The 26,581-nt window shown below is 61.4% G+C and carries 27 protein-coding genes, 1 pseudogene and 1 riboswitch; of the genes and pseudogenes, 8 read left to right on the forward strand and 20 right to left on the reverse strand.

Annotated elements, in window-relative coordinates; genetic code table 11:
• The first annotated feature begins 19 nt into the window (after positions 1 to 19).
• Positions 20 to 433 carry a nuclear transport factor 2 family protein gene (locus AC244Q_RS11655; protein WP_011652353.1) on the forward strand — a complete coding sequence of 138 codons (414 nt, stop codon included), beginning with the start codon at positions 20 to 22 and terminating at the stop codon, positions 431 to 433.
• The gene (locus AC244Q_RS11660; RefSeq protein ID WP_128408019.1) at positions 433 to 1,227 is read left to right on the forward strand and encodes a helix-turn-helix domain-containing protein; all 795 of its coding nucleotides are present in this window, start codon (positions 433 to 435) and stop codon (positions 1,225 to 1,227) included. The genes AC244Q_RS11655 and AC244Q_RS11660 overlap by 1 nt, the downstream gene beginning before the upstream one ends.
• 5 nt (positions 1,228 to 1,232) lie before the next feature.
• Here AC244Q_RS11660 and cobO read toward each other — a convergent pair whose 3' ends face one another.
• Genes cobO through cobU form a run of 4 tightly spaced genes read right to left on the reverse strand, consistent with a single transcriptional unit; the run spans position 1,233 to position 7,620 of the window.
• Positions 1,233 to 1,883, reverse strand: coding sequence for a cob(I)yrinic acid a,c-diamide adenosyltransferase (gene cobO / locus AC244Q_RS11665; protein ID WP_128408020.1), 651 nt, complete (start codon positions 1,881 to 1,883; stop codon positions 1,233 to 1,235).
• Positions 1,880 to 6,052, reverse strand: coding sequence for a cobaltochelatase subunit CobN (cobN, locus tag AC244Q_RS11670; RefSeq protein WP_442160990.1), 4,173 nt, complete (start codon positions 6,050 to 6,052; stop codon positions 1,880 to 1,882). The genes cobO and cobN overlap by 4 nt, the downstream gene beginning before the upstream one ends.
• A gap of 4 nt (positions 6,053 to 6,056) precedes the next feature.
• Complete coding sequence (cobW, locus tag AC244Q_RS11675; RefSeq protein WP_017994377.1) at positions 6,057 to 7,106, reverse strand: cobalamin biosynthesis protein CobW; 1,050 nt, start codon at positions 7,104 to 7,106, stop codon at positions 6,057 to 6,059.
• Between the two features lie 4 nt (positions 7,107 to 7,110).
• Entirely contained in the window at positions 7,111 to 7,620 is a 510-nt protein-coding gene (cobU, locus tag AC244Q_RS11680; protein WP_026157387.1) for a bifunctional adenosylcobinamide kinase/adenosylcobinamide-phosphate guanylyltransferase, read from the reverse strand.
• A 377-nt stretch (positions 7,621 to 7,997) separates the two neighbouring features.
• A riboswitch (cobalamin riboswitch) is annotated at positions 7,998 to 8,394 on the reverse strand.
• A gap of 259 nt (positions 8,395 to 8,653) precedes the next feature.
• Here cobU and AC244Q_RS11685 point away from each other — a divergent pair.
• Positions 8,654 to 10,444: a chloride channel protein gene (locus tag AC244Q_RS11685; protein WP_017994379.1), complete on the forward strand. Its 1,791-nt coding sequence runs from the start codon at positions 8,654 to 8,656 to the stop codon at positions 10,442 to 10,444.
• A gap of 28 nt (positions 10,445 to 10,472) precedes the next feature.
• Here the strand turns inward: AC244Q_RS11685 and AC244Q_RS11690 are convergent.
• The 4 genes and pseudogenes from AC244Q_RS11690 to AC244Q_RS11705 form a co-directional block, all read right to left on the reverse strand.
• Positions 10,473 to 11,770: pseudogene (locus tag AC244Q_RS11690) on the reverse strand (adenylate/guanylate cyclase domain-containing protein).
• 103 nt (positions 11,771 to 11,873) lie between these two features.
• The gene (locus AC244Q_RS11695) at positions 11,874 to 12,095 is read right to left on the reverse strand and encodes a DUF1127 domain-containing protein (RefSeq protein WP_017994380.1); all 222 of its coding nucleotides are present in this window, start codon (positions 12,093 to 12,095) and stop codon (positions 11,874 to 11,876) included.
• An 88-nt stretch (positions 12,096 to 12,183) separates the two neighbouring features.
• Positions 12,184 to 12,456: a DUF4242 domain-containing protein gene (locus AC244Q_RS11700; protein ID WP_017994381.1), complete on the reverse strand. Its 273-nt coding sequence runs from the start codon at positions 12,454 to 12,456 to the stop codon at positions 12,184 to 12,186.
• Positions 12,457 to 12,498: 42 nt separating this feature from the next.
• Complete coding sequence (locus tag AC244Q_RS11705) at positions 12,499 to 12,984, reverse strand: hypothetical protein (RefSeq protein ID WP_012757845.1); 486 nt, start codon at positions 12,982 to 12,984, stop codon at positions 12,499 to 12,501.
• Positions 12,985 to 13,170: 186 nt separating this feature from the next.
• Here AC244Q_RS11705 and AC244Q_RS11710 point away from each other — a divergent pair, with 186 nt between their 5' ends.
• Positions 13,171 to 14,304, forward strand: coding sequence for a helix-turn-helix transcriptional regulator (locus AC244Q_RS11710; RefSeq protein WP_128408211.1), 1,134 nt, complete (start codon positions 13,171 to 13,173; stop codon positions 14,302 to 14,304).
• A 79-nt stretch (positions 14,305 to 14,383) separates the two neighbouring features.
• Here the strand turns inward: AC244Q_RS11710 and AC244Q_RS11715 are convergent, their stop codons facing one another.
• Both AC244Q_RS11715 and AC244Q_RS11720 read right to left on the reverse strand, forming a co-directional pair.
• Positions 14,384 to 15,154, reverse strand: a complete 771-nt coding sequence (locus AC244Q_RS11715; RefSeq protein WP_012757847.1) for an SDR family oxidoreductase — start codon at positions 15,152 to 15,154, stop codon at positions 14,384 to 14,386.
• Between the two features lie 122 nt (positions 15,155 to 15,276).
• Positions 15,277 to 16,731, reverse strand: coding sequence for a cobyric acid synthase (locus AC244Q_RS11720; protein ID WP_026157389.1), 1,455 nt, complete (start codon positions 16,729 to 16,731; stop codon positions 15,277 to 15,279).
• 629 nt (positions 16,732 to 17,360) lie between these two features.
• Here AC244Q_RS11720 and AC244Q_RS11725 point away from each other — a divergent pair.
• Both AC244Q_RS11725 and AC244Q_RS11730 read left to right on the forward strand, forming a co-directional pair.
• The gene (locus tag AC244Q_RS11725; RefSeq protein ID WP_206641144.1) at positions 17,361 to 18,362 is read left to right on the forward strand and encodes a glycine betaine ABC transporter substrate-binding protein; all 1,002 of its coding nucleotides are present in this window, start codon (positions 17,361 to 17,363) and stop codon (positions 18,360 to 18,362) included.
• A 32-nt stretch (positions 18,363 to 18,394) separates the two neighbouring features.
• Positions 18,395 to 18,745: a hypothetical protein gene (locus tag AC244Q_RS11730; protein WP_017994387.1), complete on the forward strand. Its 351-nt coding sequence runs from the start codon at positions 18,395 to 18,397 to the stop codon at positions 18,743 to 18,745.
• Between the two features lie 79 nt (positions 18,746 to 18,824).
• Here the strand turns inward: AC244Q_RS11730 and AC244Q_RS11735 are convergent, their stop codons facing one another.
• Both AC244Q_RS11735 and AC244Q_RS11740 read right to left on the reverse strand, forming a co-directional pair.
• Positions 18,825 to 18,980 (reverse strand): entericidin domain-containing protein, encoded by a 156-nt coding sequence (locus AC244Q_RS11735; RefSeq protein WP_003560194.1) that lies wholly within the window; start codon positions 18,978 to 18,980, stop codon positions 18,825 to 18,827.
• Between the two features lie 168 nt (positions 18,981 to 19,148).
• Positions 19,149 to 20,090, reverse strand: coding sequence for a LysR family transcriptional regulator (locus tag AC244Q_RS11740; protein WP_017960848.1), 942 nt, complete (start codon positions 20,088 to 20,090; stop codon positions 19,149 to 19,151).
• Positions 20,091 to 20,163: 73 nt separating this feature from the next.
• On the opposite strand from AC244Q_RS11740, the gene AC244Q_RS11745 reads away from it, so the two are divergent.
• Complete coding sequence (locus tag AC244Q_RS11745) at positions 20,164 to 20,352, forward strand: hypothetical protein (RefSeq protein WP_012757852.1); 189 nt, start codon at positions 20,164 to 20,166, stop codon at positions 20,350 to 20,352.
• Positions 20,353 to 20,462: 110 nt separating this feature from the next.
• On the opposite strand, the gene AC244Q_RS11750 is transcribed toward AC244Q_RS11745, so the two are convergent.
• A complete protein-coding gene (locus tag AC244Q_RS11750) occupies positions 20,463 to 21,071 on the reverse strand; it encodes a LysE/ArgO family amino acid transporter (protein ID WP_032996659.1) in 609 nt (202 codons plus the stop codon).
• A gap of 100 nt (positions 21,072 to 21,171) precedes the next feature.
• Here AC244Q_RS11750 and AC244Q_RS11755 point away from each other — a divergent pair, with 100 nt between their 5' ends.
• Complete coding sequence (locus tag AC244Q_RS11755) at positions 21,172 to 22,065, forward strand: LysR family transcriptional regulator ArgP (protein ID WP_017994389.1); 894 nt, start codon at positions 21,172 to 21,174, stop codon at positions 22,063 to 22,065.
• A gap of 48 nt (positions 22,066 to 22,113) precedes the next feature.
• On the opposite strand, the gene AC244Q_RS11760 is transcribed toward AC244Q_RS11755, so the two are convergent.
• The 7 genes from AC244Q_RS11760 to AC244Q_RS11790 form a co-directional block, all read right to left on the reverse strand.
• On the reverse strand, positions 22,114 to 22,473 hold the full coding sequence (locus AC244Q_RS11760; RefSeq protein ID WP_113545856.1) for a hypothetical protein: 360 nt from the start codon (positions 22,471 to 22,473) through the stop codon (positions 22,114 to 22,116).
• A gap of 109 nt (positions 22,474 to 22,582) precedes the next feature.
• The gene (gene greA, locus AC244Q_RS11765; RefSeq protein WP_128407601.1) at positions 22,583 to 23,065 is read right to left on the reverse strand and encodes a transcription elongation factor GreA; all 483 of its coding nucleotides are present in this window, start codon (positions 23,063 to 23,065) and stop codon (positions 22,583 to 22,585) included.
• Between the two features lie 263 nt (positions 23,066 to 23,328).
• Positions 23,329 to 23,514, reverse strand: a complete 186-nt coding sequence (locus tag AC244Q_RS11770; RefSeq protein WP_003560205.1) for a DUF3008 family protein — start codon at positions 23,512 to 23,514, stop codon at positions 23,329 to 23,331.
• Positions 23,515 to 23,552: 38 nt separating this feature from the next.
• Positions 23,553 to 23,762 (reverse strand): hypervirulence associated TUDOR domain-containing protein, encoded by a 210-nt coding sequence (locus AC244Q_RS11775; RefSeq protein ID WP_012757857.1) that lies wholly within the window; start codon positions 23,760 to 23,762, stop codon positions 23,553 to 23,555.
• Positions 23,763 to 23,869: 107 nt separating this feature from the next.
• Positions 23,870 to 24,103: a DUF2171 domain-containing protein gene (locus AC244Q_RS11780; RefSeq protein WP_003540582.1), complete on the reverse strand. Its 234-nt coding sequence runs from the start codon at positions 24,101 to 24,103 to the stop codon at positions 23,870 to 23,872.
• Positions 24,104 to 24,184: 81 nt separating this feature from the next.
• A complete protein-coding gene (locus tag AC244Q_RS11785; protein ID WP_113545858.1) occupies positions 24,185 to 25,141 on the reverse strand; it encodes a DUF2950 domain-containing protein in 957 nt (318 codons plus the stop codon).
• 20 nt (positions 25,142 to 25,161) lie between these two features.
• A complete protein-coding gene (locus tag AC244Q_RS11790) occupies positions 25,162 to 26,529 on the reverse strand; it encodes a DUF3300 domain-containing protein (RefSeq protein WP_113545859.1) in 1,368 nt (455 codons plus the stop codon).
• Between the last annotated feature and the right edge of the window lie 52 nt (positions 26,530 to 26,581).

The following is a 26,581-nucleotide window of genomic DNA, read 5'->3' on the forward strand; positions in this document are numbered from 1 at the left end:
AGGTGCATCGCCTTCCCGCATGATCGGACTGCCTGGAACTGACGGGCGATCAAAAGGAGATGACCCGATGAACGACGCAAACACCAACGCAGAGCGCTATCTCGCCATCTGGAATGAGACGGATGCCGTTCGCCGTCGCGCTCTCATCGCCGAGAGCTGGAGCAAAGCCGCCACCTATATCGACCCACTGATGCGCGGCGAAGGCCATGAGCAGATCAATTCGCTGGTCGAGGCGGTGCAAAGCCGCTTCCCCGGCTTCCGCTTCGCCCTGATCGGGGCGGCCGACGGCTACGGCGACAACCTGCGCTTCTCCTGGGGCCTCGGCCCGGAAAACGGCGATGCGCTGATCAAGGGCACGGATTTCGCCGAGCTCGAAGGCGGCAAGCTGAAATCCGTCCGCGGTTTCATAGATTTGCTGCCGGAAGCCGCCTGATGACGCCGACCGCCCGCTCCCTTGGAGACCATCTGCGCGAATGGCGCCAGCGCCGCCGCATGAGTCAGCTCGACCTCGCGCTGGAGGCAGAGATCTCGCAGCGGCATCTGAGCTTCATCGAGAGCGGGCGCTCGACACCGAGCCGCGACATGCTGCTGCATCTTGCCGAACGGCTCGACGTGCCCCTTCGCGATCGGAACCCGCTGCTGCTCGCGGCGGGTTTCGCTCCTGTTTTTGCCGAACGCGCGCTCGACGATCCCGCATTGGAACCGGCCCGTCGCGCCATCGACATGGTGCTGAAAGGGCACGAGCCCTTCCCGGCAATCGCTGTCGACCGCCATTGGACACTCATCGCGGCCAATGCGGCCATCGCTCCGCTGCTCTCAGGCGTTTCCGACCAGTCTCTGCCCACGCCACCCGTCAACGTACTGCGCCTCAGCCTGCATCCACAAGGATTGGCGCCCCATATCAAAAACCTTTCCGAGTGGCGCGCCCACCTTATCGGCAGGCTGCGCCAACAGTTCTCGGCTTCCGGCGATCCAATGTTAGACAAGCTTTTGACGGAGTTGCTTTCCTATCCAGCGCCTAAAACTGCTGGCGAGGTCCATACCGCCTATGCCGGCATCGCCGTTCCCCTTCAGCTTTCGACCAAGGCCGGCTTGCTTTCCCTGATCTCGACAACGACTGTCTTCGGCACGCCCGTCGAAATCACTTTGTCGGAACTCGCGGTCGAATCCTTCTTCCCGGCGGATGAGGAAACGGCCGCCATCCTGCGCAGCCTCGCGCTCAACTGACCGCCTCAGAACTCCACGCCCGGTTGACCCTTGATGCCGGAGCGGAAGGGGTGTTTGACGAGCTCCATCTCGGTCACCAGATCGGCGATTTCGATCAATTCTTCCTTGGCGTTGCGCCCCGTCAGCACGACATGCGTCATATGGGGCTTCTCGCTCCTCAGAAAGGCGACGACTTCGTTGATGTCGAGATAGTCGTAGCGCAGCGCGATATTGATCTCGTCGAGCAGCACCATCGAATTGCGCTCGTCGCGGATCAGCTCCTTGGCCTTTTCCCAGGCGGCAGAGGCTGCGGCGACATCGCGGGCGCGGTCCTGCGTTTCCCAGGTGAAACCTTCGCCCATCGTGTGGAACTGGCAGAGATCGGAGAAATGCTTCTCGATCAGGTCGCGCTCGCCGGTCCACATCGCGCCCTTGATGAACTGCACGACGGCTGACGGCTTGCCATGGGCGATGTGGCGGAAGATCATCCCAAAGGCAGACGAGGACTTGCCCTTGCCCTTGCCGGTGTGAACGATGATCAGGCCCTTGCCATCCGTCTTGGTGGCCATGATCTTGTCGCGCGCGGCCTTCTTCTTCGCCATCTTCTCGGCATGGCGCGCATCGTCCTTGCCAATTCCGCCTTCTGCGATCTCGCTATCAGGGGTCTCGTCGCTCATTGGGTCACCTCATTTTGTGTTGTAGCAGCCAGGTCGAACCGGGCCGAATTGCTGCGCGGCGTCCAGAGGCTGCGGTCGATCGCTTCGAGCAGCCGCTCCTTCATCTCGTTGAACGCCGCCGGGTTCTTCTCGATCATGAAATCGCGCACGCCGGGATCGCCAACGAAAGCCTGGTAGACCGCCTCGAAATGATGTTCGCCGACCGCACCCGTCGTTGCTGCGAAGGCAAAGAGATAATCGACAGTGGCGGCGATCTCGGCCGCCCCCTTGTAACCGTGGCGCATGACGCCCGCGATCCATTTCGGATTGACGACGCGCCCGCGCACGACCCGGCCGATCTCCTCTTCCAGCGAGCGGATCACCGGCTTTTCCGGTCTGGAATGGTCGTTGTGATAGATCGAGGGGCGCGCGCCGGCGAGCTGTTCGGCCGCCGCCGCCATGCCGCCCTCAAACTGGTAATAGTCGTCGCTGTCGAGCAGGTCGTGCTCGCGATTGTCCTGATTCTGAATGACGGCTTGCACCGAGCGCAGCCGCTCCTCGAACAGGCCGCGTTCGGCCCTGCCCTCCTCCCCGGCGCCATAGGCATAGCTGCCCCAGACGAGATAGGCCTCGGCGAGATCGGCGCGCCGCTCCCAGCCCTTTTCGTCGATCAGCGCCTGCAATCCGGCGCCATAGGCGCCGGGCTTCGAGCCGAAGACGCGATAACCCGCCCGGCGCTTCGCCGAGACTTCGTCCAGGCCGGCGGCGCCAAGCCTTGCCGCCTCGCCGCACATGCGCGTTGCGATCGGGTTGTCGGCCTCGTCCTCTTCAAGCGCGCCGACGGCACGGATCGCCTTGTCGAACAGCGCGATCTGCTCGGGAAAGGCATCGCGGAAGAAGCCGGAAATGCGGAGGGTCACGTCGACGCGCGGCCGCCCGAGCATCGCCGGCGGAATGATCTCGTAGCCGGTGACACGGCGCGAGCTCATGTCCCAGAGCGGCTTGACGCCGATCAGCGCCAGCGCCTGGGCGATATCGTCGCCGCCGGTCCGCATGTTTGACGTGCCCCAAGCCGTCAGCCCGAAGGAAACAGGCCACTCGCCGTGATCCTGCACATAGCGGCGCACCAGCAGTTCCGCGGATTTCTTGCCGAGTTCGTAGGCCGCCGGCGTCGGCACGGCGCGGCTGTCGACCGAATAGAAATTGCGGCCCGTCGGCAAGACGTCAGGCCGCCCGCGTGTAGGTGCGCCAGAGGGGCCGGGCGCGACGAAGTGGCCGTCGAGCCCGTTGAGTAGACCGTGAATTTCGGCGGGGCCGCAGGCGAGGATGGAGGGCTTGAGGCGGGTTTCGATCTCGGAGAGGACTGGATGCGTCGCCTTCCAGTCTCCGGGGCATTCGATTTCACCGGACACGAATTTCGCCGCCAGCAGTTCGATACGCTCGACGGTGTCTCCGTTGGTTCGCCAGGGGGCATCGAGAATATCTGCGAGAATATCAGAACGCGGGCCGGTCCAGACGGCGGCCATGTCACAATCGAGAGGGTCGAAGATGGAGGCGCCCCCCTCTGTCCTGCCGGACATCTCCCCCACAAGGGAGGAGATCGAGGATGAGAGGCCTCGCTCAATCTCATGCGTCGAATGTACGGCATCTTCAAACGGTTCTTTTTCGGGAAACCCAAGCGACTTGCCGATCTCCCCCCTTGTGGGGGAGATGTCCGGCAGGACAGAGGGGGGTATCCCCCGCACGCCGCCACCCAATCCAGCATCCGCCGCAATCGCCCGCTGCAAACTCGCATCCCCGCCCTCGCCGAGCCCGCGCGGCACCCGCGCCAGAGCCACGGTGAGGTCGGTCAGCAACCGCCCCTCGGGCGAAACGCCGAACACATGCAGTCCATCTCGGATCTGCATTTCCTTAAGGTCGCAGAGGTAGGCGTCGAGCTTCTTCAGCGCCTCGCCCTCGCTTTCGCCCTTCGCAATCCCGGCATCCCGGTCGAGGCCGATATCGGTCACGAGATCGAGGATCTGCCGGCTGAGCAGACGGATACGGCGGGGATCGCTGCCCGAGGCTTCGTAATATTCGTCGACCAGCGCCTCCAGATCCTTGAGCGGTCCGTAGCTCTCGGCCCGCGTCAAGGGCGGCGTCAGGTGGTCGATGATGACGGCGGCAGTGCGGCGCTTGGCCTGCGTGCCCTCGCCCGGATCGTTGACGATAAAGGGATAGAGATGCGGCAGCGGCCCGAGGATCGCCTCGGGATAACAGCTTTCAGACAACGCCAGCGCCTTGCCGGGCAGCCATTCGAGATTGCCGTGTTTGCCCATATGGATGACGGCATGGGCACCGAACTCGCGGCGCAGGAAAGCATAGAAGGCGAGATAACCGTGCGGCGGCACGAGATCCGGCGAATGATAACTTTCCTTCGGATCGATATTATAGCCGCGCGCCGGCTGGATGCCGACAAGCACCTCGTCGAAACGGGCAAAAGGCAGGGCGAAGACGCCCTCGCGAAAATACGGATCGTCTTGCGGATTGCCCCAGCGGGCTCTCACCTCATCTTGAATCTTATCGGGAAGAGATTCCAGGAAGCTGTTGTACAGACTCAGAGAAAGCGTCTCGCGGATGATCTTTCCGTCATGACCGGAATTGGTCGGCCCTTCCATCAGGTGGCGGATCAGCGCGTCGCCATCGGCCGGAATGTCAGCGACCGGATAACCCGCCGCCCGCATGGCGCGAAGCACCTCGATGGTGCCGGCCGGCGTATCCAAGCCGACGCCGTTGCCAAGTCGGCCGTCCCGGTTCGGGTAGTTCGCCATGACGAGCGCGATGCGCCGGTCGCGCGCCGATGTCTTCCGCAGCCGCGCCCAATTGGCGGCAAGCTCCGCCGTATAGCGCACCCGGCCGGCATCGGCCTGGCTGGCGACGATATTCGTCTCGACCAGCGCATCGTAGCGCGCCGCCGTCTTGAAGGAGACCGCCCGCGCCAGCACCCGGCCATCCACCTCGGGAAGCGCCACGTTCATGCCGAGATCGCGCGCCGACAGGCCTTGCGAGGACGCCGCCCATGCCTCCCTCGACGAGGCCGACAGGATCGCCTGCAGCACGATCGCCTCACTCGCCTCCAGCACCGTCGCCTGCCGGTCCGCACCCGGTGCGGAGACGGCAAAACCCGTCGTATTGATGACGACATCAGGTTTCAGTGCCGAAAACACGCTTTCGAGAATGCCTGTCGAGACAGGATCCTTGAGGCTGTAGGCAAAGACCGGCAGCGGCCGGAGGCCGAGTGTCATCAGCGCTTCGATCAGAGCTTCGATCGGCCCGGTCTCGCCGCTTTGGACGAGCGCGCGGTAGAAGCTGATGGCGACGATGGGTTGCGATCCTGCGTCTGCCGCCGAGTTCGGGATACCCCCCTCAGTCCTGCCTGACATCTCCCCCACAAGGGGGGAGATCAGGGATGAGAGGTCTCGCTCCATCTCCCTGACCGAAGATGCGGCATCCTCAAACGTTTCTTTTGCGAGAAGCCCACGCGACTTGCCGATCTCCCCCCTTGTGGGGGAGATGTCCGGCAGGACAGAGGGGGGTGCCACATCCAAAGACATCTGTGAAGGTGTCGCCAGAACCCGCCGCCACTCTTCAACCCCAATCAGCCCCCGCCCCGGCCACCAGATGCCGGCCTTCATCAAAGGCACGGCCGGCGCCGGCTTCTCGGCACCCGACAACATCGCCCCGGCATAATCGAGAAAGGCCCGCGCATTGGCGTCGCCGCCCTCGATCAGATAGGCCCACAACGCGTTGAGATCATCGAGACCGACATTGGAAAACGGCACCAGCCCCGCATCCGGCCTGGCATCGCCCGGCAGCACCGCGATCAGCGCAGCGGCGCGCGCTGCCGCTGCATGCAGCGCCTCCAGCGCATAGTGGAAATAGCTGGCGCCGCCGAGCGCACGCACGATGATCAGCTTCGCATGCCGCACCGTGCGCTCGACATAGGTATCGACAGACATCGGGTGCTTGAGGCTCATCAGGCTTGCGAGCCGGAGCGAAGGCCCCGCCCCGCGATCGCGATGGGCGGCCGCGATCGCGGCAAGCTCGCTGTCCGCCGCCGACAGGAACAGGATATCGCCCGGCGTCTGCCCGAGGTCGATTGCCTCCTCGCCGTCGCTGATCGTTCCCTGCTGGGCCAGAAGCAGATGCATCGGTCTATGCCAGCGCTGCGATCGCTGCCCTCACCGCACCCTGGTCCATTTCGTGCAGGCCGATAACGACAAGGCGCGTAGCGCGCTTTTCGCTCGCGCCCCAGGCGCGGTCGAAATAATGGTCGATCCGGCTGCCGACGGCCTGGAGCTGCAGGCGCATCGGCTTGCCCGAGACATCGACAAAACCCTTGAGGCGCAGCACGTCATGGGCAGCAATGATGCTCTTCAGCGCTTCGACGAAGCCGGCGGGATCGGCAATGGGTCCGAGATCGACGACGAAGCTGTCGAATTCATCATGGTCGTGCGGCGCACCGTCTTCATGCTCCAGCTCGTGATGCGACTTGCGATTGGCGACATCGTCCTCCGTGCCGACGCCGAGGCCGAGCAGGATGCCGGCCGACACCTCGCCGTTCCTCGCCTCGATCATCACGGGCTTGCGCACCGTGCGGGAGGCGACCTCGTCTCGCACCCTGATAAGCCCTGCAGCATCGATCAGGTCGGTCTTGTTGAGCACGATGAGGTCGGCACAGGTCAGTTGATCCTCGAACAGCTCCTCGATCGGGCTTTCGTGATCGAGCGATTCATCCTCGGCGCGGCGCGCATCGACGGCATCATGGTCGTCGGCGAAGCGGCCGGCGGCAACAGCGGCGCTGTCGACCACCGTGATCACACCGTCGACGGTCACCTGGGTACGAATGTCGGGCCAGTTGAAGGCGGCGACCAGCGGCTGCGGCAGGGCAAGGCCAGAAGTCTCGATGACGATATGGTCGGGCCGCTGTTCGCGCTCGAGCAGCTTGGTCATCGTCGGAATGAAATCGTCCGCAACGGTGCAGCAGATGCAGCCGTTGGTCAGCTCGATGATGTCGTCCTCGGTGCAATTCTCCGCACCGCAGCCCTTCAGCACGTCGCCGTCGACGCCGAGATCGCCGAATTCGTTGATGATCAACGCAATCTTCTTACCGCCGGCATTGGTGAGCAGGTTGCGGATCATCGTGGTCTTGCCGGCGCCGAGAAACCCGGTGATGACGGTTGCGGGAATCTTCTGCTGGTTCATGGACTTAACCCTTCATTTTCAGCGACAGACCTGCCGCGATGAAATAAACTTCGGCGGCCTTCGCCGCGATCGATTGGTGCAAGCGGCCGGCATGATCGCGAAAATCCCGCGCCATGCGATTGTCGGGCACGATGCCGAGACCGACCTCGTTGGAAACGAAAACGAGCCGCGCCTTCGCGCCGAGCAGAAAATCGGCAAGTGCGGCAAATTCCGCCGCCATGTTCCGCTCCTCCATCATCAGATTGGTGACCCAGAGCGTCAGGCAATCGATCAACACGATGCGCCCTTCGCCATCGATGGCGGCGAGCTTGCCGACGAGGTCGAGCGGCTCTTCATGCGTCGTCCAGGACGGACCGCGATCGGCCTTGTGTTGCGTGATGCGCGCCTGCATCTCCTCGTCCCAGGCACGGCCGGTGGCAAGGTAGTGGCGATCGAGGCCACTTGCCGTCACGAGGTCTTCGGCGAAGCGGGATTTGCCGGAACGTGCGCCGCCGAGGATGAAGGTGGCAGTCATGCTCAAACGCCTCTCAGGGAGAGTGCGTAGCCGTGGCTTGTTCCGAGTGCACCTTTCTCGGCTACTGAGGGTGTGACACCCCCCTCTGTCCTGCCGGACATCTCCCCCACAAGGGGAGAGATTGAATCGCCGAGAGCTTTTCTCCAAACAATTGATGTGGGACGACGGTCGTGCTGCTTGCCGATCTCCCTCCTTGTGGGGGAGATGTCCGGCAGGACAGAGGGGGGGATCCAGCATTCGACATAAACGGCCGAAAGCACACCTCTTGCAGCACTGCTTGGAGGCGTCGCGCGCGCCGCACCAGGCCGCGCCGAATTCAATCGTTCAGCCAAGACAACCTCCGTGCTGGCAACGGGCATAGTGCCCAGGTGTGGGCTTCTCGCCCGGCACGCATGGCAGGTCTCCTGGCTCGCGGTTATCGGCCGCGATCGGGGCAGACCGGAAACCGGTCGCCCTGATCGTGCCAGCGGATCATCCTCGCCTTCCCGGCTGCATCAGTGAAAAGGTGGACGATTCGTAGACTTGAGAGGCGTCCGACCCCGGTTGATCACCATGCATATCCAGTGGCTTTCCCGGCATGTCGCCCATCCCGCCCGCCCGCACGATTGCAGGCTCCGAGCCGGAAGGGCTTGATGCCGGATGGAAGACCCTGACCGCTCTACAGTCGCGGGGTCGGCTGTGATGAAGGCGCCCGGCTTGGGTCCGCCCCGTCACATTCCCTTTTCATCCAGAAGGGCGTAACACCGATCCGGAACCATCCGTTATGTCAGGATGGTCAGTCGACCATCCGTTATCGGGATGGTTAGGCAAGCGCAGGGGTGAAGTCAACCGGCCTTGGCGGCCGCTCGATCACCGGCTACGAGGCGTTGCCACGCCAACACGACTTACTCTACCTAAAATATCGTCTTTTATCAGAGACTTACGTCATAAATATTTATCCCGCGCGCCGGCTTTTCGCCGCAATTGCGTCGCAAGCGGAGTGCCCGACCATCTCCGCCCTTGACCGGGCCTCTCCCCGCCTAGTTGTCTAGCCATGCTTATGAAATTGGATCGGCGCCGTTTCCGCGCGCTGCGTGTTTTCTTCGATCCGGGACGCCTGCGGGCGCTGACCCGGCGTAGCGAGGTCGGCCTGTCGCTAGCGGGCGCCGTTGTCGGCATCATCTCGGGTCTTGCCGTCACCGGCATGAGCTACGTCTCCAATGAGCTGCATCAACTGGTCTTCGGCATCGCCGACAGCGAACGACTGAGCTCGTCCGAGATCGAGAATAAGATGCTGCTGCTCACCGCCCCCGTCATCGGCGGCGCCCTGCTTGGCCTGTTGCTCCTGGTGCTGGCGAAACGGCGCAAGAAACCGATGGTCGACCCGATCGAGGCCAATGCGCTGCATGGCGGCCGCCTGTCCCTGACCGACAGCATCATCGTTGCCGTGCAGAACCTGATCTCCAACGGTTTCGGCGCCTCGGTCGGCCTGGAGGCCGGCTATACCCAGCTTGCCGCCGGCCTCGCCTCGAAATTCGGCCTGAAGCTGCAGCTTCGCCGCTCGGACCTGCGCACCCTCGTTGGCTGCGGCGCGGCGGGTGCCATCGCCGCCGCCTTCAACGCGCCGCTGACCGGTGCTTTCTATGCCTTCGAGCTGATCATCGGCACCTATACGATCGTCTCGCTGACGCCTGTCGTCGTCTCCGCCCTTGTCTCCACCCTGATCGCAAGGCTGCTTGCCGGCAGCGATTTCACCATCGATATCGGCAGCTTCGGCTCGGTCGTGCCGGCCGACTATATCCCGGCGCTGCTGCTCGGTGCTTTCTGCGCTGGCGTCGGCATCCTGATCATGCAGGGCGTCGCCTTTGTCGAAGAACTGGCGCGCAAGAGTTCGATCGCCCCACCCTTCCGCCCGGCACTCGGTGGCATCATCGTCGGGCTCTTGGCGATGATCTCGCCGCAGGTGCTCTCGGCCGGCCACGGCGCGCTGCATCTCAACCTTTCCCGTGAGGTGGCAATCCCGACACTGATCGGCCTCTTCCTGTTGAAATCCTTCGCCTCGGCGATCTCGATCGGCTCCGGCTTCAGGGGCGGCCTGTTTTTCGCCTCTCTGTTCATGGGCGCCCTGCTCGGCAAACTCTTCGCCTATTGCGGCCCCTATTTCGCCGATGCGACGCTGACGCCTGTCATCTACGCCGTGGTCGGCATGAGTTCGCTTGCCGTCGCCGTCATCGGCGGTCCATTGACCATGACGTTCCTGGCGCTCGAAATCACCGGCGATTTCCCGATCACGGCGCTGGTGCTCGCTGCCGTCATCACCTCCTCGCTCGTCGTGCGCTCGACCTTCGGCTACTCCTTCGCCACATGGCGATTCCATCTGCGCGGCGAAAGCATCCGCAGCGCCCATGATGTCGGCTGGATCCGCAACCTGACGGTCGACAAGCTGATGCGCGCCGACGTCAAGACGGCAAGGGCCGGCATCTCGCTGGAGGAATTCAAGCAGGCCTTCCCGATCGGCTCGACCCAGCGCGTCATCCTCGTCGAGGAGAGCGACAAATATGCGGGCCTCGTGCTGGTGCCGGAGATCTATGCCAACCCGACCGACGCCCAGGACGAGGGCAAGACGCTTGCCGATTTCATCCACTACCGCAACGATTTCCTGCAGCCGCAGATGAATGCCAGGCAGGCGGCGGCGATCTTCGACAAGAGCGAAAGCGAAGCGCTCGCCGTCGTCAACAACCTGATCGAACGCAAGGTGATCGGCCAGCTCAGCGAAAGCTATACGCTGCGCCGCTACAGCGAAGAACTCGACCGCCGCCGCCGCGAGGTCTCAGGCGAGATCTGATCCGTCGTCGCGCCATCGGATCGACGCTTCAGGATACGGCGTCGGCGAGCTTGAACACGTTTACCGCTTTCGAAACCCCGCGCAACTCGAAGGATCCCAGACATTCGTTGGCGACGGCGCAGGTGACGGCGAAGCTTTCCGACATCAGAAGGTGATGTCCGAGCGTGCTGCAGAGTTTTTCGAGGCGCGAAGCCTCGTTGACGGCGCTGCCGATCACCGTGAAATCAAGCCTGCCGCGTGCGCCGATATTTCCGTAGAAGACCTCGCCGAGATGCAGCACGACATCGACGCCGATGTCAGGACCTCCATCATTCCTCCGCTGACCATTCAGCACCTTGTTGGCTTCCAGAATATTCTTTGCGGAAGCCAGTGCAGCCATGCAGGCCTTTTGCGGATCTTCAGCATCGGTCGGAAAGATCGCCAGCACGCTATCGCCCATGAACTTGAGTATCTCGCCCGAATTTTCCTCGACATGCCAGCCGATCAGCTCGAAATGTTCATTCAGAAACCCGGCGATTTCGCCCGGCTGATAAACCTCGGTCAGCGCCGTGAAGTTTCTCAGGTCCGCAAGCAGGATCGCAGCATTGATCGCCCCTCCCTTTCCCCTCTGAATATCGCCTGCAAGGATGCGTGCACTTGTCTTGGCGCCTGTATAGACGGCGAGGATATCCGATGCGGTTTTCGTTGCCGCGATACGATAACAAGCCAGCCCCAGCGCCGGGAAGAGCTTCGCGACGATCGCCAGTTGATCATCAGAAAATCCGCCCGGCCTGTCGCTTGTGAGAGACAGACTGACTCCGCGTAGCGCAGCCTCCTTCGGGAACTCCAGCAGGCTGACCAGATGATCCGTGCCGCCGCTATGCGCGAATTCCGCAAGCTGCGGGTAGTCATCGACACCCTCACCCTTGGCGATGTTCCAGCGACCTGACGTTTCGCCACGGCCCAAAAGAAAATAGATCGGGGTCTTCTCGAAATTCAGCACTCCCGCAGTGCCATATTCGGCATTCTCGATCGTGGTCGCACCGCCGCGCACGAAATTGGCCGAGACGCCGCCATACATGGGATGAATTGACGGCATTGAAATGCTTCCCCGCCAAATCGGAAAGCCATCCGCGATCAACCGATCGCACAATCCGGCTATCAGCTCGGCGATATGCTCAGCTGTGATTCCATGTTCTATAAGCCACTGAATATGATTGCTAATTTTTAAACCTCCACATGAGCCGCCACAATCTTATGATGGCAAATCGGGCAAATGGGCGGCAATCCGAACCGGGTCGCCACGACATCCAGTGATAGCCCGGCCAAACCGATGTTTCTAGCCATCGAGCTCGGCCACCACAACCGCGGGGCAGATGGCAGAGAGATTGATACCGTTATCGACGCATTGCGAGGTTTTACGCCCGATGCGGACGCCCACCACGAGACGCTAGCGGAACCTGCTCCAGTCTGCATCCTGGGAGGCGACGAAGGGTATTTCGCCCCTCGACAAGGCAATGTCTTTCAGCATGTGATCTGGCAAGGCGCCAAGCTGATTTGCCGCCGATCGCCTGCGTCGCCAGACGACAAGGGCGCGCAGCGGAGAGGTAAGCAGCGCCATCACTTTGCGCAGTCGCAGCTCGACCGCGCTGGACAAGAGCTTCTCGTTCATTGTGATCCCGTGAATTTGCGCGTGCCGATGGCAAGATCGCAACCCGGAGAACCGGTCGGCGACTCGTTCGCCGGCCGGTTCCGACATCCTAGCGCGCCGAATGTGGGGCGATGAGCGTCGTGATCTCCGTCACCCGGTCCGCCGGAAAGCCACCCTTTTCCGCGTGCCGATAGACCGCTTCCGCGCTCTCGGCCTCATGAACGCAGTACATCTTGTCCCCGGTCACATAGCTGGTGATCCAGGTATAGGGTTCGCCGAGGGACGCTACGACGGCGTTGGATTTCGCCGAGATCTCGCGCAGAGTTTCCTTGTCCATGTCCCCGAGACCTGGAATGTTTCGTTCGACAACGAATTGCGGCATTGTTTTATCCTTTCATGATGTTTTGAGTGAGCTGGAGCTTCATCAACCGTGCGCATGCCGGCAGCTGACGTCAGGGTTCATGTCGGCGAACGGTCCCCTCGGATTGTTCTTCCATGCCCAGACGTGCAGCTCGTAGAAAGCCGGAAGGCCGTAGCGGTTCGGTGCGTTCGTGAAACTGAACAGCTGGCCGCCGAGATTGGCGGGACCTTTCGTCGTGATGTATTCGACAGCGACGAGTTTCATCTTGCCGTGTTCGTCAGGCTCGTACATCACGGCCTCCGGTCTGGAGAGATCAATGGCCTCATCCTTGATGAGGTCGGCACTGACATAGTGGATACCCATCGCACCTCCATCTATGCCGCTGGTGCACGGGATCGGCGAATAGCCTTCCTTGACGGCCTGGTTGACGTCCCGGAAGCGCGCATTGGCCTCCCGGACCTGTTCCGGCAGGCCGCCGCCGCCGAGCGCTGCAGCCGGAAGAGCTGCCATAATGAGAAGCGCCGCGATCGGCGCTTTTGTCGCTTTCATGAAGATTGCCCTCCAATTTCTGGTTGTCCAAGCCGATTGGATTCCGGCCGGCAGTGCGTTGTAAAAAATCCGCGCGATGAAACATCTCCCGCATGGGGGATGAAATCTTCCGCAAATCCCGGAAATGAAGGCGCCGTGGCCGGCGACAATTGACCGGGCTGGCCGGGCTGATGCAGGATTGTGATCATGGAACAGCAGCTGTCGGAAATTATTGGCGCTATTTATGATTGCGTGGCCCGGGAGGATGCCTGGCCAAACGCTCTTCGTCTGATCAATGGTCAGGTGAACGGTTTTCTAACCACGCTTGCCGTCTTCGACACCACCACGCGTTCCGCACGGCTGGCCCAGATCGCCTGCGACGACGGAGAGGCCATCCGCACCCTCGTCGCGCATGCGAAGGACGTCCCGTTCTTCCACCTTCTCCACCGAATGGAGATCGATCAGCCGGATACGCTGGAGCGGATGTTTTCCCTCTATGGACCCGATGGCGAAGCCGTCTGGAAAAGCGGTGCGCTACACCAGAACTTTCATGCCAGGTATGGGGTTCTAAACTCGATCGACATGGCCGTGCTGAAGCGCCCGACCCGTGTCGGGACGATCAACATTTCGGTGCAATACGAACCGAGCGAGCGACGTGTCTTCGACATCATCGGGCTGCTCGGTCCGCATATCCGCCGTGCCGTGACGATCCACGACATGTTCGAGATGGAGCGCACCGAAGCCGCCGTCCTCAGGGAGGTCATCGACGCCCTCGATCATGCGGTCTTCATCGTTGCAGAAGACATGACAATCCTCTTCGCCAATGAAGCCGCCGAAGCGCGGCTGCGCGAGCAGCACGTGGTCCACTCGCTTTCAGGCCGTCTGGCCGCTCGCTATAGTTATGCAGGCGCCGCCCTTTCCAACGCAGTGGCGCTTGGCGCGCGCGACGAAATCAGTCTCGCAGCCGCTGGGATCGATGTTCCCCTTGCCTCGGCGGAGCGCCCCGCCGTCGCCCACGTTCTGCCGTTGCAGCGGCGCACCGAAAGGGGACGCTTCGAAAGCCGGGCGGCGGCGGCGATCTTTCTCGCCGCGGCTGGAACGGTGGTCCAGTCTGCCGTCGAAGCCGTTGCCGCCCTTTTTGCTCTCACGCCTGCCGAACGGCGCGTGGTCGGCTACGTGTCCGAAGGTATGACGCGATCCGAGATTGCAAATGCGCAGGGCGTTGCCGACGGCACCGTGAAATCGCAACTGGCCGCCATCTACGACAAGACGGGAGCGGAAGACCAGCGCAGCCTGCAGCAGCTCGTACGCGAACTCAGCCCACCTGTCAGGCGCGCCTAAGAAGTCGACATCAAACTTCGGTCGATTGGGCGGATTACGCGAAAAGGCACGCCGGCGCCACGGCAGTTGCGGGCTCCGCTCACATCCTGACCGTCATACCGCCGTCGACCGTCAGCACATGGCCGTTGACGAAGGAAGCGGCGGCGCTTGCCAGAAACAGCGCCGCGCCGGCGATCTCGTCCGGCCGTCCCCAGCGCTGGACCGGGATGCGCTGGCGCACGAAGGGCATGAATTCCTCGTTCGCAGCCATCGCCGCGTTCGTCTCGGTGGCAAACCAGCCGGGCGCAATTGCGTTGCTGGTGATGCCGTGCGGGCCGAATTCGACTGCCATGCCGCGCATCAGTCCGGTCAGGCCCTGCTTGGCTGCCGGATAGACGCAGTCGCCGGGCATGACGACATGGCCGCTGATCGAGGTCACCGCGATCAGGCGGCCGTGATTGCACCGCTTCATCAACACGGCAGCGTCGCGCGAAAGCGTCATCGCCGCCGCCAGGTCGGTGCGCAGCAGCTCGATGATCGCATCATCGTCGAATTCGGCCAGAGGCCGCCTGTCGCGGGCGCCGACATTGTTGATCAAAATATCGAGACGGCCATGGTTCTTGTCGACATCGGCCATCGCAGCACGCTGTGCCTCGCGATCGGCGACGTCGAATGCGGCGACCTCCGCCGTGCCGCCCGCGGCCCGGATGGTCGATACGGCGTTTTCCAGCGTCGCCGCCGTACGTCCGTTGACGATGACATGCGCGCCGGCTTCGGCAAGGGCGCGCGCCATCTCGAAGCCCAGACCACGGCCACCGCCGGTCACCAGCGCCACCTGCCCTGCCAGCGAAAATCTGTCCAATATGCTCATGGTTTTCGTCGCTCTCAACCGGGTCCGCCGCGACAATTAATGGACTCAGTCAACTAATTTGGCAATAGCCGAACGACGAGACCGGATGATGGTGAGGCAGCCCCGTCCGGTACACATCCGACCTAACCAAGCAGCCCGGCCAGCCAGCGTGGATCGAGATGACGTTCCAATTCCCCGGCGACGTCGTCGAGCGCCTGCTCGACGCTCTCGCGGTAATTCCTCCGCTCGCCTGATAGGCCGAAACTTTGGAGCAGTCGAGCGCGGTAAGTGTCGCTGCCGAAGAGCCCATGCAGATAGGTGCCCATGATCCGGCCGTCGGACGAAAGCGCCCCGTCGGGTGCTCCATCGATGATTGCCGAAGGCCGATTGCAATCCGGGCCGCGGGTGATGCCGAGATGGATCTGGTAGCCGTCAAGCGGCGCGTCATATTCGGTCGAGCGGGCATGGCTGTTGCGCACGGTCTTTTCCGGCGCCATCTCGGTCTCGACATCGAGAAGCGCAAGCCCCGGTGTCTCCAGCGTCCCGCCCTCGATGCCGAGCGGATCGTGCACCGTCCGGCCGAGCATCTGGTAACCGCCGCAGATGCCGATCACCCGGCCGCCGCGCCTGACATGCGCCTGGAGATCGCGGTCCCAGCCCTGCGCCCCGAAGTCGGCGAGATCCGATATTGTCGATTTCGAGCCGGGAAGCACAACGAGGCTCGCATCGGCTGGCATCCGCTCGCCGGCGCGAACGAAGACCAACTCAACATCCGGCTCGGTCCTCAGTGGATCAAGATCGTCGAAATTGGCGATACGTGGCAGCACCGGCACGGCGATCTTCAGCGCGCCCGCCCCGCCCCTCGCCAACCGTTCGAGCACGGCCGAATCTTCGGCCGGCAGGCGCGCAGCACCCCTCAGCCAGGGCACGACGCCGAAACACGGCCAGCCGGTAAAGCCTTCGATGGCGCGGATGCCGTCGTCAAACAGCGAGACGTCGCCGCGGAACTTGTTGATGATATAGCCCGCAATCATCGCCCGGTCGCCCTCGTCGAGGATCGCATGCGTGCCGACCAGCGAGGCGATGACACCGCCGCGGTCGATATCGCCGACGAGCACGACAGGCACGCCGGCCCGCGTCGCAAAGCCCATATTGGCGATGTCGCCAGCCCTGAGATTGATCTCGGCCGGCGATCCGGCGCCCTCGACTATAACGAGGTCGGTCCCCGCAGCCACTTTTTCAAAACTCTCGAGCACGGCGCCGAGCAGCTCAGGCTTCAGCCGCTGATAGTCGCGTCCCTTTGCCTGTCCGAACACCCTGCCCTGGACGATGATCTGGCTGCCATTGTCCGATTGCGGCTTGAGCAGCACCGGGTTCATGTGGACCGAGGATGGCGTGCGCGCGGCCAGCGACTGCAGCCACTGCGCCCGGCCGATCTCGCCGCCGTCATCGGCGACCGCCGCATTGTTCGACATGTTCTGTGGCTTGAACGGACGGACCGTCAGCCCGCGATTGGCCGCCAGTCGGCAGAGCCCTGCGACCAGCACCGTCTTGCCGACATCGGAGCCGGTTCCCTGCAGCATGATCGCTCTTGCCATGATGGCCCGCATTCGCCTCTCGTTCAGGCGAGGCCTACAATGGGCGGCAACCTCGGGTCAAGCTTGGCCCGGCGTAAGACTTAGCTTGGGACAAGTACCCACGCAAACGCGAAAACCGCGCATGGCCTTGGCTCTGCGCGGTTTGCCGAAAAACTCAGGCGTCTTCGCCCTTACACGGCGAAGCTCGCTTTCTCCGGTACGCACTACCTGAACCGGAGAAGCGGCGGTCATTGCTGCCACGCCCCAACTGATAACGGCACATTCTTACCGGAGAGTTATTGAAGGCTTACGCAAATGTTAATTTTGATCTTTTTTGACATTCTCGTCGAAATTTCTGCCGAAGATCCGCCGAAAATCACCAAGGGCGTGCATTTCGCGCAAGGGCGCCATTTTGAAGATGCCGACATAAATTCTTCGAATTCAATAATTTAGTCACGCAACCATGAGCAGAAGATAGTTGATTTCTGCGAGCGAACGCGTAGGCTCCGTCATAACACGCCATTGTTGAACATGGCTTGCCTATGAACCGGAAAGCCTGTTGCGGTATCGCCCCGGCATTCGGGTGCTCGGAGAGATTTGTCGGTGAATTTCAGAGCCTGCTGCACGTCCACCTAAGAAGAATTCGGGGAATGACGATGAAGACGTTTCTGATTCCGGCCGTCTTTGCCGCGGCTCTTTCTATCGTCGCGCCGGCTGAAGCCGCCGAATGCGGCAGCGTTTCGATCGCCGAAATGAAATGGGCCTCCGCAGGCATTGCGGCGAGCTTCGATAAGATCATCCTGGAAAAGGGATACGGCTGTTCCGTCACCATTGTCGATGGCGACACTCTGCCGACCTTCGCCTCGATGAATGAGAAAGGCACCCCCGACATCGCCTCGGAATACTGGATCAATTCCGTCAGGGCCCTGCTCGATCAAGCCGTCAACAGCGGCCGGTTGGTGCAGGGGGCCGAAATCCTTGCCGACGGCGCCGTCGAGGGTTGGTGGATACCGAAATTCATCGCCGACGCCCACCCCGACATCCGCTCGGTCGAAGGCGCGCTGAAACATCCCGAACTCTTCCCCGCCGAGGACGACCCGTCGAAGGGCGCAGTTTACAACTGTCCCGCCGACTGGAGCTGCCAGATATCAACCGCCAACCTGTTCAAGGCGCTTGCCGCCGACAAGAAGAGCTTCGAGCTTGTCGAGACCGGCAGCCCCGAACGGCTCGATGCCTCGATTGCCCGTGCCTTCGACAACAAGATCGGCTGGCTCGGTTATTACTGGGCGCCGACTGCCATCCTCGGCAAATACGACATGACGCGCCTTAGCTTCGGCGTCGGCCACAACAAGAGCGAATGGGACCGCTGTACCGCGGTTGCCGGCTGTGTCAGGCCCGAGCTCAATTCCTACCCAGTCTCGCGCGCCTTCACACTGATGACCAGATCTTTCGCCAGCCGCGCCGGACCTGTCACGACCTATCTCAAGACCCGCAAATGGGACAATGCGACGATCAACCAGGTGCTCGCCTGGCAGGACGAAAACCGCGCAAGCAACGAGGATGCCGCGATCTATTTCCTTCGCAATTACGAGAGCCTGTGGACGAAATGGGTGCCACTCGATGTAGCCGAGAAGGTTAAGGCGAGCTTATAACGGCCAAAACACGATCAAGCATGGACGATTAGATGACAGGCAATGTTCCCTTTCCCGACCGCGATACCGTTGCGGAAAAGCTCGCCTCGCTGTCGGAGGCCGACAAGTCATACCTGGCGCTGCTCATGGAAAACGCCGCCCAGGACGACAACCTACTCGACGGCCTGCGCCGCCATCTCGATCTCGCCGCCGGATCGCGTTTCCTGAACTCGCTGAAGCTCGAAAATCTGGGAATCTGGCTCGGAAGTCATGCACCGGACCGGCTGCAGATCCGGCTGATGGAAACCGCCCGCTCCAGCCAACATCCCGCCTACCAGGCCTTCCGGACCGGTCTCGACCGATCCGGCGGGCTGGAAAAGCTTTATCCCCCGGTCATCCGTTAGGATGATCCGGACGCGGCCGATAGTTGATCCCCTGGGTCAGCACCTGATCCGGCGATTCTAGCAGCGATCTGAACGGTCGTTACTTCTTCGCGGCGCGGTCGACTGAGCGGCCGGCGTCCTGCGTGGCGTTCACGGTATTTGCCGTATCTTTTCCGATGCCGCGGATCGTATTACCGCAGGAGGAAAGGGCAAGAAGAACCATAAAAGCTGCGGCAATTTTGGCCGTTGTCGTCATCTCGGATATCCTTGTTTGAAATCAACCCCGAACGGCGACAATTGCCGTCCCGCGCCAATAACGCACGACAAACCAAAAGGTTCACTGGCTATAAATATACCCGCTAGAGACACGCGTCCCATAGGACGCGCTATCGCTTTCGATCGGCGCATAATCTGTCCGATACAGCTAGGCAGCGACCGCCTTGGCTCTCTCAGCAAAAGCGCCGCGAATGCTGTCAGCCACCGTCTCGATCGGCCCCGACACCTGCGAGGCGGTCAGCAGGCGGATATCGAAGGCGCCGAGCTCCGGCAGCCCTTCCTGGGGCCCGAGGATCGCCATGTCTTCATTAACATAGGACAGCGGCAGCGGCGCGATGGCGAGATCGGAAAGCACGGCGGCGCGCTGCGCCATCGTGTGGCCACTGAGATAGGCGACGCGATAATGCCGCTTGTTGCGTTCGAGCTGGGAGAGCGCCTCCTGGCGCCAGATGCAGCCATCCTCCCAGATCGAGATCGGCAGCGGATCGCGGCGATGCGCCGAACCGCACTTGGCGCCGGCCCAGACCAGCCGCTCGCGGAACACCACCTCTCCGCCCGTCGGGAACGGCCGTGTCGCACAGTTGATCAAGGCCAGGTCGAGCCGCTGCTCCTCCATGCGCTTCTTCAGCCCAATGCTCATGTCGATCGTCACATCGACCATGATGCCGGGATAGCTTTCGGCAAAACTCTTCAGGATGCTCGGCAGCAGCCGTTCGCCGATATCCTCCGGCGCACCGAGCCGCACGACGCCGCTGAGCTCCGGCATGATGAAGCGCGACACCGCCTCGTTCGATAGCGCCAGGATGTTGCGGGCATAGGACAGCAACATCTCGCCGTGGCGCGTCAGCGATACCGAGCGGGCGTCGCGCAGAAAGAGCGTCGCCCCCAGCTGTTCTTCAAGCTTCTTGATCTGCATCGATACCGCCGACGGCGTGCGGAAGACCGCCTCTGCGGCGGTCGAAAAATTGCCTGTCTCGGCGATCGCCACGAAGGTACGCAGCACTTCGTTGTCAAGCAGCGGAATGGGACGGCGAAATGGAATGCTCATCGTCGCATCTTTCAATTTTTCTGATTTATAACCCCATATCATTTTGTTTGATTGAATGTCAATTGACCACCATATTCCGGGTGTCGGCAGCTAAATGCAGCAAAGGAGGCCCGACATGTCTCAAACAAGCATCTGGAATATCGTACAGGCCCTTTCCGCATTCAAGTCGCAGAGGCGCAGGGATGCGAACCATGAGCATGCGCTCCGGGAGCTAAGGCGTTTTCCGCCACATCTGCTGGCAGATTGTCAGCGCGAGCTAGAGTTGACCGTCCCGGAGCGCCGCGCGTGCGATGGGACGCGGTAGAGACGCTTGATCGCTTTGAATCCGCTCACGATCTGCTCAGATCGATGCCGGGCCACTTGCAACGTCCGCTCGACCTGCGCCGCACCGGCTGACCGACAGCCGAACGGCGATCACGTCCCGCCCAGCAATTTGAAGGCGATGATCCACATCGTGAAAGCGACGAGCGTTTCCAGCACGCGCCAGGATGAGGGTTTCGAGAAGATCGGCCGCAGCCGTGTAGCGCCATATCCGAGCGAAAAGAAGAACAGGAAGGAACCCGTCACCGCCCCTGCCCCAAAAGAAGCCTGCTCTCCCGGATATCGGGTCGATATCGTGCCGAGCAGCACGACCGTGTCGAGATAAACGTGCGGATTGAGCCAGGTGAGCGCGAGGCAAGTCGTGAGCGTCTGCCGGAAGCTCGACGTTTTGGCTTCCCCAGCCGTGAGAGCGGCGGACGACCGCAAGGCGGAATAGAGGCTTTTTGCCCCGTACCAGACCAGAAATACGGCTCCGCCGTAGCGCATGACCGGATCGAGCCAGGGCATGAACCTGGCTATTTGCTGCAGGCTGGTCACGCCAAGCACGATCAGCGCGGCATCCGATACCGCGCATGCGAGGCAGACGGCGAAGACATGTTCGTTGCGCAAGCCCTGGCGGAGGATGAAGGCGTTCTGCGCGCCGATGGCGACAATCAGGCTGAGGCCCATCATCAGGCCGGTTCCATAGATCGAAAAATTCATCGCTTCGGCCAACGCCCCTCATTTCGGTGAGGTTGCGCTATCGTTATTTCAAGAATTAGGCTAATTAATCCAGCTTACCCAGATTAAGTGAAACTAATCCATGCTCGACTATCCCGCTCTTCGCGCAGTTGCAACCATTGTCCAGACAGGCAGCTTCGAAAGAGCTGCGACCGTGCTGAACGTCACGCCTTCGGCCATTTCCCAGCGCGTGAAGCAACTCGAGGAGCGTCTAGGCGTCGTCCTCATCGTCAGAGGCACGCCGTGCACGGCGACCGAAAAGGGAGAATGGCTCTGCCGCCATATGGAAAATGTCGGCATGCTCGAAGCAGAACTCTTCGGGCAGCTGCCGGCCCTCGTCGATCCCAACGAACCACGCCAAAGGGTCACGCTTCAAATCGCGACGAATGCCGATAGCCTCGGGACATGGTTCGTCGAGGCCATGTCGAATTTTGCCAAAAGCTCTTCCTATCTGCTGAATATCGCCGTCGACGATCAGGACCACACCGCCGAATGGCTGCAGCGCGGGCGGGTGATCGCCGCCGTCACCAGCCTGGAAAAGCCGGTCCGCGGATGCAGGCGTTTTGCCCTTGGGGTTCTGCGTTACCACGCCACGGCAACGCCCGATTTCGTCGCGCGCCATTTTCCACAGGGCGTGACATCAGAGGCGATCCGCAACGCTCCGGCGCTCACCTTCAATCAGAAGGACAGGCTGCAGAGCAGTTGGATCAGGCGAACGTTCGGACGCGATCTCGATTATCCCACCCACTGGCTGCCGTCGCCGCAGAGCTTCGTCGAGGCGAGCCTTTCGGGCATGGGATGGGGAATGAACCCGACACAGCTGACCCGCGAGCACCTCGCATCCGGACGGCTAGTCGAGCTGGTGCCCGACACTCCGCTCGATGTCTCGCTCTACTGGCAGATAAATCGCCTCGCCGCCGACCGCCTGGCGGATCTGACGCGCGAAGTCGTCACCGTGGCCCAGCGCCGTCTTTGATGCATCACTCAAAAATGCGGCATCATCCCGGTGACCGGGTCGCTTTTATCAGACGTAAGCCGTGCGGCTGCCGAACTCGCTGGTCTCGTCAAAATTCGTCGTGCCGATACGCTCGCTTTCGCCGGAAAGTTCTTTCGGAACGTCACCGGCAGGCTTCGATGCAGCAGACGCCTGAGTTTGGCTGCTCTCGCTCGCTTCGAGCTTGGCGATCTTCGCCTCCAGCGTATCGATAGATTTTTCGATCGTGGCCTTCTCTTGCTCGTCCTGCGTTTCCGACAGGGCTGCCTGCTTTTCGGCAAGCTGCGCCTCGAGAGAGGCAAGTTGGTCTGAAGAACCGGAAGACGAGGTGGAAGCGGCTGAACTCAAAATGGTGGATGCAGAACTGGAAATTGCGCTAACCATGAGCATGACTTTCGATGATGGAATGTCATCGTTCTAGCCACGGATGGTAAATGTTCGATAAATAAAGTACCGTACGGTACCAAAATAATGAGAGGGCTACGCGAATAGCGCTCTCCTACGCGATGGCGATGATCTCCAGTTCCTGGCCGCCTGTCTCCACCATATCACCGACAGCCTTGCCCATCAAAAGCCGTGCGACTGGCGAGACATAGGAAATCGATCCGGCCTTCGGATCAGCCTCGTCCTCCCCGACGATGCGATAGGTCTGCACCCGCCCGTCGTCACGACGGAAAGTCACCGTGGTGCCGAAGGCGACGGTATCGATTGACGTGGGGGAAGGCATGAGCTGAGCGGTGCGAAGTCTTGCCGCTAAGTAGCGAAGATCACGCAAAGGACTGGCCGCCTGCCGCCGCCTTTCGTTCACGTCTTCGATGGGGCTCGCAGCGTCATAGGCCTCGCGAGCCTGCTGGAACTGTAATTCCAGAGCCTTCAATCCCGCTTCCGTGACCAGGTTCGGATGCGGAGAAATCGGACGATCGGGCAGCAGGGTTTCCGAAGCGGTTTCGAAACTCTCTTCCTTGGTGAAAGCGACGGCCAATCTCGAACTCCGTTTTAGCGCGATGCGGTCTTGTAGCTGACGGGCAATTGCCCCAGACCTCTGTCAGACTCATACACGGACTACAGACGAACAGCCAATCTGGCCTCACCGACAGCCGCTTTTCCGGTTATGCCCCCGTAGTCTGGGAGAGGGGAACGTCCTGCGCTGCGAACAGTAGGCAACGCTTGTCGTCCGCGCCTCGAACGGCAATATCTCCGACCTGTCGGCAGCGCTGAACCCGCTCTGCCGCCAGTTCGACACTCTCATTTCGAAACGTGTTGGGGTTTGCCCTTCCTCTTGGTCGATGCGAATTCCTCGAGCTGTTTCTCGCTCATGGATTCCACCATCTGTTTCGAGGCGCCTTTGAGTTCGCTCTTCGGCGTCTCGCCACGCTTGGCCGAAAGTGCGGCGCCTGCCGCCTTCTGCTGGGCCTTGGACTTGGCTGGCATATCGATCTCCTTTTGCTCGAACAGAACGGCCGCTGGCGTCAAAGCTTCTTGAGTTCCTCAGGCTTGTGTGCCGCGCGCTTTCCCGATTTGTCGCTCTCGACGATATATTGCGGCTCGGCCTTCGATGCCTTCACGCTGTGGCCTTTGATCTTCGTCGGACTGCTCTGCTTTTTGACCACCCTGCCCTCGGTCTTTCCCTGGCTGGTATTCCAGCTTACCTCATCGCCCCTCTTCAATTGCTTCGACATTGGCGGGCTCCTTTTGCCGAAAAGAGTGAGTGGTTTTTGGACGACATCGTGCTCCGATCATGCTGTTCCAAGGAGGCTGCGGCCCGCAAGCCGCAGCCGACCGGCTGTCAGTTGATGGTAGCCCACTGCATCCGGACATCCCTGGCGTTCTTAGACAGATGGACGTGTGCGTCCACGTGATCGACCCAATCGATCGGGATCAAGTGGTGCTTGCCATCCTCCGAATCCATCTTGGTCAGCTTGATGCGGGTGGTGCCGTCGAGATGATCGACTGTGCCGACATGGGTGCCGTCGGCAGCCCGCACTTCCATATGTTCACGGATCTGCTCTGCGGAAATCATCGTTTCCTCCTTTGCAACATTGTCAGGTACCAAGCGGCAACGAGGTGGAGCAGACTTGGTTCCCAACACGCGCGACCGTGTTCAATCGGCAGTCACGTCCCAATTGTCACCCGGGTTGAAGGTCCTGACGCCGGCAGCTATTTTTTCGGTCTCCCTGCCGAGATCGGCCTGGTAGACCGTGCCGTTCGCGTTGACCGCGAATGTGTGCACGCCGGTTTCGCCATATCGGATCGGCCAGGCGATAAGGGCAAATCCCGCGATCATATTGCCGTTGATCACATAATCGAACTCTCCACCCGCGATGTTCGGCCCTTGGCCGTCGATGATCCTGTAGCGATAGCCGTAATAGCCCTCGCCGGCCTTGGCCTTATCAAGCGCCGCATTGTCTTCGAGGGCATTGCCCGCCGGGCTATCACCTTCGCCGAGATCAGGCGACCAATAGAGACCGTCGGTTTTGCCGTCGCTGCTGATCAGTTTCTGGGCATATTCCAGGACGCCGTCATCATCGTGATCGGCGGAAGAATATTCCTTTTGGGCGTCGACATAGGCCTGCATCGTGTCGATGGTCTGCAATTCGTTCTCGCCGACGCGACGATTGATGATCTCCTCGAACCCGGCATAGGTGTCGAAACCCCATTTGCCATCGTCGCCCTTCACGATCGGAAATGGCAGAGGCCATAATTTGTCGCCGATCTCGATGATCTTGCGGTCATCGACGTCCTTGACGACGATCTTCTTGCTTGTGCCGTCCCGGATCTGTGCGTAGGTGTCCATCACCCCTTCGCCTGCCTTTGCTTTCGCTGCATCGATACCCAGCAGCGCCGTAAACTTGTCGAAGTCGTCGGCCGCCAAGGCCGCCTTGAAAGCGTCGATGGCCTGTTCCGCCGTCTCGAATACGGGCGGATCGCTCTGCGCGGCGAAGCCCGAGATGACGGTCGCATCGGATGGCTCCGCTGCAGATGCCGGAACCGGATTGGTGGCGAGAGCCGCAAAGGCGAACACCGAACCCAGAAGCATGTTTCTGACTGACTTGGTCATGACTTTCCTCCATCTTCCGGTTATCGACGACGGCCGCCGCCACCACCGCCGCGGCGGATTTCTCCACGACCGCCGCCGCGATTGCCTCCGGCCATGGCCTGTCTGCCGCGGTTGGACTGCATCTCGGCGCGTCTGCCGCTGTCGACCTGGCCGAGGGCCGACGGCTTTCTCGGCCGGCTGTCGACCCGGGCCGCAGGCTTCGGCTTTGCGACCGGGCGTTTGGCGTTGACCCCGGGCCTTGCGTTTTCGGCAGCCCTGTTCGGCGTCCTCGCCTCGGGTCTGCGGTTCTGCGCAGCCTGCGCGCCCTTCCCGCCCCCGGGAGCCACTCCCGAATTGCCTGCCTTGTTGCGAGCAGCATTGACCCTGTCCGCATCGATCTTGCTCTTGCGGACATCGTTGACGCTGACTTTGCCTGGCTGGTCGCGGACCGTGTTCGCACGGTCGTTGCCTCTTGCTCCGACCCTGTTGTTGCCGTTCGCCTCGATACTGGTCCGGAAGGAGCTGCGGTCGATCTTGTTGAACTGCGCACTGTCGAACCCGATCTTGCTGCGGTCGACCTTCTTCCAGTCGACGTCGTTGATATTCACTTTGCCGTTGATGTTGTTGAAGCAGTTGTTGCAGTCGATATCGACATTGCCGTTCCAGCGCCCGCCCCATACACCCCAACGGTTCCAGTCGACGGCGGCGGCCCACACTGCTCCCGTCACCACGCCGGCAAAAAAGGTGGCGGTCGGATAGTAGTAGTTCGGATACGGCTCGGAATAGTAGCCGATCGGCGCGGCCACATAGTTCGGTTCATACAGCATCTCCGGCGCATACTGCGGAACGTAGATCTTGTCGGGACTGGCGGAGACGATCACCACGTTGTCGTTCTCCTGGCTGACCTTGATCTTGTCGTCGGTCTTGATGATGCCGTCGGCGACCGCTTTGTCGCGCAGTTGCTGTATGGCGATCAGAACGTCTTTCTGCTGGTAGGAAAGCGCCTCTCCGAGAGACTGCGTCCAGTCCAGATCCTCGCTCATCATCGTGACGATCCGAGGATAGTTCAGCAGCGATACGATGCTGCCGTCCCACGTCGTCTTCGGCTTGAGCTCGGGCTGCTTCTTCAAGGTTTCGAGAAACCGGGCTGCTTCCACGACCTGCAGCGGATAGAGCGACGCCGATGTGACGAGCGCGACCAGTTCGTCCGGATAAAGTGCAATCCGCGCTACCAGGATTTCGAGTTCGTCCTCGCTCAGCGGTGCCGGCGCGTCGTCTTCCGCAGCGACGGGACTGGAAGCGGCAGGCTCCTGGGCGGCGGCGGTCGGCATCGGATGTGGCGAAAACGGGAACCCCGCAAAAGGCAGGAACAGTCCCGTGGCGAGTAACAATGCATGAGGTCTAGCCATCTCAAATCCTCCTTGCGGTCAGACATGGTGTGTAGGCTGCCGGCTTTAGTAT

This window comes from Rhizobium sp. CB2179 (assembly GCF_057653455.1).

Bases quoted from the DNA above. Each gene is read 5' to 3' on its own strand.
- AC244Q_RS11660 (WP_128408019.1), top strand. From the start codon at position 433: ATGACGCCGACCGCCCGCTCCCTTGGAGACCATCTGCGCGAATGGCGC.
- AC244Q_RS11770 (WP_003560205.1), bottom strand. From the start codon at position 23,514: ATGCCAGCCAAGTCCAAGGCCCAGCAGAAGGCGGCAGGCGCCGCACTT.
- cobW (WP_017994377.1), bottom strand. From the start codon at position 7,106: ATGAACCAGCAGAAGATTCCCGCAACCGTCATCACCGGGTTTCTCGGC.
- AC244Q_RS11790 (WP_113545859.1), bottom strand. From the start codon at position 26,529: ATGGCTAGACCTCATGCATTGTTACTCGCCACGGGACTGTTCCTGCCT.
- AC244Q_RS11730 (WP_017994387.1), top strand. From the start codon at position 18,395: ATGACAGGCAATGTTCCCTTTCCCGACCGCGATACCGTTGCGGAAAAG.
- AC244Q_RS11755 (WP_017994389.1), top strand. From the start codon at position 21,172: ATGCTCGACTATCCCGCTCTTCGCGCAGTTGCAACCATTGTCCAGACA.
- cobU (WP_026157387.1), bottom strand. From the start codon at position 7,620: ATGACTGCCACCTTCATCCTCGGCGGCGCACGTTCCGGCAAATCCCGC.
- AC244Q_RS11715 (WP_012757847.1), bottom strand. From the start codon at position 15,154: ATGAGCATATTGGACAGATTTTCGCTGGCAGGGCAGGTGGCGCTGGTG.
- AC244Q_RS11695 (WP_017994380.1), bottom strand. From the start codon at position 12,095: ATGAACGAGAAGCTCTTGTCCAGCGCGGTCGAGCTGCGACTGCGCAAA.
- AC244Q_RS11735 (WP_003560194.1), bottom strand. From the start codon at position 18,980: ATGACGACAACGGCCAAAATTGCCGCAGCTTTTATGGTTCTTCTTGCC.
- AC244Q_RS11710 (WP_128408211.1), top strand. From the start codon at position 13,171: ATGGAACAGCAGCTGTCGGAAATTATTGGCGCTATTTATGATTGCGTG.
- AC244Q_RS11725 (WP_206641144.1), top strand. From the start codon at position 17,361: ATGACGATGAAGACGTTTCTGATTCCGGCCGTCTTTGCCGCGGCTCTT.
- cobO (WP_128408020.1), bottom strand. From the start codon at position 1,883: ATGAGCGACGAGACCCCTGATAGCGAGATCGCAGAAGGCGGAATTGGC.
- cobN (WP_442160990.1), bottom strand. From the start codon at position 6,052: ATGCATCTGCTTCTGGCCCAGCAGGGAACGATCAGCGACGGCGAGGAG.
- AC244Q_RS11760 (WP_113545856.1), bottom strand. From the start codon at position 22,473: ATGCTCATGGTTAGCGCAATTTCCAGTTCTGCATCCACCATTTTGAGT.
- AC244Q_RS11740 (WP_017960848.1), bottom strand. From the start codon at position 20,090: ATGATATGGGGTTATAAATCAGAAAAATTGAAAGATGCGACGATGAGC.
- AC244Q_RS11700 (WP_017994381.1), bottom strand. From the start codon at position 12,456: ATGCCGCAATTCGTTGTCGAACGAAACATTCCAGGTCTCGGGGACATG.
- AC244Q_RS11780 (WP_003540582.1), bottom strand. From the start codon at position 24,103: ATGATTTCCGCAGAGCAGATCCGTGAACATATGGAAGTGCGGGCTGCC.
- AC244Q_RS11775 (WP_012757857.1), bottom strand. From the start codon at position 23,762: ATGTCGAAGCAATTGAAGAGGGGCGATGAGGTAAGCTGGAATACCAGC.
- AC244Q_RS11745 (WP_012757852.1), top strand. From the start codon at position 20,164: ATGTCTCAAACAAGCATCTGGAATATCGTACAGGCCCTTTCCGCATTC.
- AC244Q_RS11705 (WP_012757845.1), bottom strand. From the start codon at position 12,984: ATGAAAGCGACAAAAGCGCCGATCGCGGCGCTTCTCATTATGGCAGCT.
- AC244Q_RS11685 (WP_017994379.1), top strand. From the start codon at position 8,654: ATGCTTATGAAATTGGATCGGCGCCGTTTCCGCGCGCTGCGTGTTTTC.
- AC244Q_RS11655 (WP_011652353.1), top strand. From the start codon at position 20: ATGATCGGACTGCCTGGAACTGACGGGCGATCAAAAGGAGATGACCCG.
- AC244Q_RS11720 (WP_026157389.1), bottom strand. From the start codon at position 16,731: ATGGCAAGAGCGATCATGCTGCAGGGAACCGGCTCCGATGTCGGCAAG.
- AC244Q_RS11750 (WP_032996659.1), bottom strand. From the start codon at position 21,071: ATGAATTTTTCGATCTATGGAACCGGCCTGATGATGGGCCTCAGCCTG.
- AC244Q_RS11785 (WP_113545858.1), bottom strand. From the start codon at position 25,141: ATGACCAAGTCAGTCAGAAACATGCTTCTGGGTTCGGTGTTCGCCTTT.